The sequence below is a fragment of the Thiolapillus sp. genome, from assembly GCF_048562965.1.
Lineage (GTDB): Bacteria > Pseudomonadota > Gammaproteobacteria > Chromatiales > Chromatiaceae > Thiolapillus > Thiolapillus brandeum_A.
On the sequence record NZ_JBHNMF010000320.1, the window covers coordinates 1 to 3846 of the forward strand.

The window sequence follows — 3846 nt, forward strand, 5'->3', positions numbered from 1 at the left end:
TTCGAATCTCATCTGCTGGAATTCCTCTATTGAACCTGAATATCGCAGAGTACCTGGCTCTTGGCCTGATGGGTGCTGCCCTGCTGCTGAGCCTGTACCGCCTGCTGCGGGGGCCTTCTGCGGTGGATCGTGTGGTGGCGGCGGATACGCTTTCCGTGATCATCACAGGTGGTATCGCCATGCTGGCATGGCTGCTGCACAGCGTGCTCTACCTCGACGTGGCACTGGTCTATGGCGTGCTGGCCTTTATTGGCACCGTTGCTGTGGCGCGAACTATCGAAGGTGGCCGCCCGTGAGGTATGTTGGTGATTTCTTCATGCTGCTGGGCGCAGCCTTCATGCTGCTCGGTGCACTCGGGCTGGTCAGGATGCCGGACGTGTACAACCGGATTCAGGCCGCGGCCAAGTCCGCGACCCTGGGCGCTATCGCTCTTCTGCTGGGGCTGGCTTTTCTGCAGCCGGGCTGGTGGGCCAAGCTGTTGCTGATTGGCCTGTTTATCCTGTTTACCAACCCGGTGGGCTCATCGACCATAGTCCGTGCGATTCACCTGGCCGGTGTCCGTCCCTGGCAGGTAACGGCGAAGGAAAAACTGGAGGACAGGTCATGATGACAATGGTCGTGGTGGTGCTGGTGGTACTCATGCTGGCGGCAGCCTTGCTGGTACTGGTAACGCCCAACATGATCGCTGCAATGGCAGCGTCTTCTGCCGTATCTCTGGTCGTGTCGGTGCTGTTCGTCATGCTGCGTGCACCGGATGTTGCCATGACGGAAGCAGCCGTGGGTGCGGGACTGTCTGCCATGGTGCTGGCGCTGGGACTGCGCCGTCTGGGTTTGTGGAAACTGGACAACCGGGAGAAAGACGATGCGTAATCTGATTTCCCTGCTCTTTGTCGGCGGCCTGGTCTTTCTGTTGCTGGTGCTGACGCTGCAGGCTCCCTTTGCCGAGGGGCCGATGCTGGTGGGCAAGGGCATTCTGCAACAGGGGACGGAAGAAACCGGCACAGCCAATCTGGTCACTTCCGTGGTGCTGGGTTACCGGGGTTATGACACTCTGGGCGAACTTTCCATTCTGTTTACGGCGGCGTTGGCACTGGGTGTGGTGCTGGGAAGGCGCCGTCCGGAAGCGCCGCGGGATCCCGATGCGTGCCAGCGGCGATCTGCTTTTCCCCCTGCTGCTGGTAGTGGGGCTGTACATCATCCTCCACGGTCATCTCACTCCCGGTGGCGGTTTTCAGGGCGGCGTGATTCTTGCGGCAGCGTTTTTTCTGCCGGTGCTGGCACGACCCTCGCAGCGCATCAGCCATGCCGGCCTGATGGCACTGGAGGCGTTCGCGGGCGCTGCTTTCATCATCATCGGACTGTTGGCCATGAGGCATGGTGGACAGTTTCTGCAGCCCCTCCTGGACAAAGGCCAGCTGGGCGCCCTGTTATCAGGAGGTACGCTGCCCCTGTTGTATATCGCCGTTGGCGTGAAGGTGGGCGCAGAACTGGCGGGGTTGCTGGTGCGTCTGGGTGATGCGGAGGCGGACAGTTGAATCAGCTTCCAGTGGAGTATCTTTTTTTCGTGGGTGCCATTGGCCTGGTGGGTATTGGTGTGGCAGGGATGCTGCTCTGCCGCAACCTGTTCCGGGTGCTGCTGGCGCTGGTGATCGCCGAGGCCGGCGCGAACCTGCTGCTGGTGCTCACCGGTTACCGCTGGGACGCCGTGGCGCCCATCGTCCTGCCGGGAATGCCTGCAGGCACGACCATGGTCGATCCCGTACCCCAGGCGCTGGTGCTGACTGCTATCGTCATTGGTGTCGGCATACAGGCGTTTGCGGTGGCCGTACTGATCAAAATCCAACATGGTTATGGCAGTCTGGATCGACGCAGCCTGGCGGCCATGCTGGACCGGGACATGAATGAGCTGGCGGGAGTCGGACCGGGGCGCAGCCCCGAAGCACCCGCTGGCAAAAGGCCGTTTCCCCCACCGGAACAGCAGGAGAGCAGATCATGAATGCTGTCGCTCTGCTGGTTGTTCTGCCGCTGCTGGCGGCTTTTCTGACACCAAGCCTGGGACGGGTATCGGGGCTTGCTGCAAAACTGTTGGGACCCGCTGTGCTGCTGTTCTGTCTGGGGCTGGTGTGGCACTACAGTAGCGGTGACGGCCTGCCGTTTTCCATCGCCCTGGGTGGTTTTCTGCCTCCCCTGGGCATCAACCTGTATGTGGACAGCCTGGCACTGCTGTTTGCTGGTATCGTGTTTCTGCTGGTATTGCTCGCTTGGCCCTGGGGTGATGGCAGCAGAGAACAGTATGCCCTGCTCATGCTGCTGGCGGGCTCATCAGCCGCGCTTGCCCTGTCCGGTGACCTCTTCAATATCTTCGTTTTCTATGAACTGGGCGCGGTCGCTTCCTTTGGTCTGGTCGTTTCTGCCGGTACACGCGCCGCGCATCTGGCCACTTTCCTCTATCTGCTGATCAGCGGGCTGGGTTCGGTGCTTTTCCTGCTGGGCGTCGCCATCGTCTATATCAATACAGGTACGCTCAACCTGGCGCACCTGGCTACCCTGGCACCCCAGTAGCTGAACAATATTCAAGGCCTGGTGGCCTTCGTCCTTATTCTGCTGGGTGTGGGCGTCAAGGCCGAGCTCTTCCTGGTGAACAGCTGGGTGCCGGAAGTGTACGCCACCGCGCCGGGCTGGGTTTCCGGTCTGCTGGCGGGCATGGTTTCCAAGCTGGCAATACTGGTTCTGTTGCGCCTGCTGATCCTGGTGTTCGATTTTCCCGATGCGCACAACCTGTTGCTGCTGTTGGGTGTCGCCGGTTTTGTCAGCGGGGAACTGGCTGCCTGGTGGGCCAGGGATTTCCGGCGGATGCTGGCGTTTTCGTCCATTGGCCAGCTGGGGCTGGTATTCATCGGTTTCAGCATCAGCGGCCAGGCCGGCGTGATGGCGGGGCTGGCGGTCGCCCTGCACCATGTACTCGTCAAGCCGGCGCTGTTTTACCTGGCTGAATCCTGGGGAGGTGCATTGGCCCGCCTGCGGGGTGCGGGCGGAAGGTCCCCTCTGGCTGCAGCGGTATTTATCCTGTTTGCCCTGTCCCTGATCGGTGTGCCACCGTTGCCGGGATTCTGGGCCAAGATGCTGGTGATCATGGGGCTCGCAGGAGAGGGCGGCAATCTGCAGATCACGGCTATCGCCGCCGTACTGGTGGTCACGGTGGTGGAAGCTGCCTACCTGCTGCGACTCGTGGGCAGTTTCTATGCCGGTGATGGCCCGGAGGCTGTGCCCTCGAAACAGGGGCCCTGGGATATCTCCCGCGCCCTGCTGTTCGCTGTTGGGCTGCTGTTGGCTATGGTATTCGTATTGCCTTTGGGCGACTGGCTGTCATCCGTGAGTGGTGAGGCGATGAATGTGCCGCACTATGTGGCAGTGGTGCTTCAGCGGGGAGAGCTCCAATGACTGACTATGATCTGCTGCTGACCGCTTCTCTGGGAGCAGTGCTGTTCATGCTGATGGCGGGCAACCGTGCTTTCGCCGGCTGGGTGGGTGTGGCTTTCTATGCGCTCATGGGCGGGTTCCTGGCCGAGATGTCGCCCCTGGTGTATGCCCATGCTGCGCCTGTCGTTTCCTCCATGGGTTTCAGTATGGGAGGGCAGGCTGTCGCCTGGCAGCTAGATGCCGTGGGCTGGTATTTTGCGGTCATTGCCGTCGGTGCGGCTCTTGCGGTCACCTGGTTCAGTGCCGGGGTCTGGGGCCGTGATTACCAGGCCAAAGGCGGCAATCTCCGGCTGCTGAATGTATCCCTGGCGATGAATGTGTCGACCATGATGCTGTTCCTGGGCAGTGCCGACATGCTGTCACTGT

General features: G+C 61.1%; 5 protein-coding genes and 3 pseudogenes. All 8 read left to right on the forward strand.

Annotation, left to right across the window (positions count from 1 at the left end; genetic code table 11):
- The coding region (locus ACOCD2_RS14035) for a monovalent cation/H+ antiporter complex subunit F (protein ID WP_419596160.1) at positions 1-296 on the forward strand (296 nt) is incomplete at its 5' end.
- Positions 293-607 carry a monovalent cation/H(+) antiporter subunit G gene (gene mnhG, locus ACOCD2_RS14040; protein ID WP_293648138.1) on the forward strand — a complete coding sequence of 105 codons (315 nt, stop codon included), beginning with the start codon at positions 293-295 and terminating at the stop codon, positions 605-607. The genes ACOCD2_RS14035 and mnhG, both read left to right, overlap by 4 nt.
- Positions 604-870, forward strand: a complete 267-nt coding sequence (locus tag ACOCD2_RS14045; RefSeq protein ID WP_293648141.1) for a hydrogenase subunit MbhD domain-containing protein — start codon at positions 604-606, stop codon at positions 868-870. The genes mnhG and ACOCD2_RS14045 overlap by 4 nt, the downstream gene beginning before the upstream one ends.
- A gap of 82 nt (positions 871-952) precedes the next feature.
- Positions 953-1066 (forward strand): annotated as a pseudogene (locus ACOCD2_RS14050) (sodium:proton antiporter); the annotation flags it as partial.
- Between the two features lie 73 nt (positions 1067-1139).
- On the forward strand, positions 1140-1535 hold the full coding sequence (locus ACOCD2_RS14055; protein ID WP_293648144.1) for an MnhB domain-containing protein: 396 nt from the start codon (positions 1140-1142) through the stop codon (positions 1533-1535).
- A complete protein-coding gene (locus tag ACOCD2_RS14060) occupies positions 1532-1996 on the forward strand; it encodes a sodium:proton antiporter (protein ID WP_293648147.1) in 465 nt (154 codons plus the stop codon). Before ACOCD2_RS14055 ends, ACOCD2_RS14060 begins: the two co-directional genes overlap by 4 nt.
- Positions 1997-2304: 308 nt before the next feature.
- Positions 2305-3441, forward strand: a pseudogene (locus ACOCD2_RS14065) (complex I subunit 5 family protein).
- Positions 3438-3846: pseudogene (locus ACOCD2_RS14070) on the forward strand (NADH dehydrogenase subunit); the annotation flags it as partial. The pseudogenes ACOCD2_RS14065 and ACOCD2_RS14070, both read left to right, overlap by 4 nt.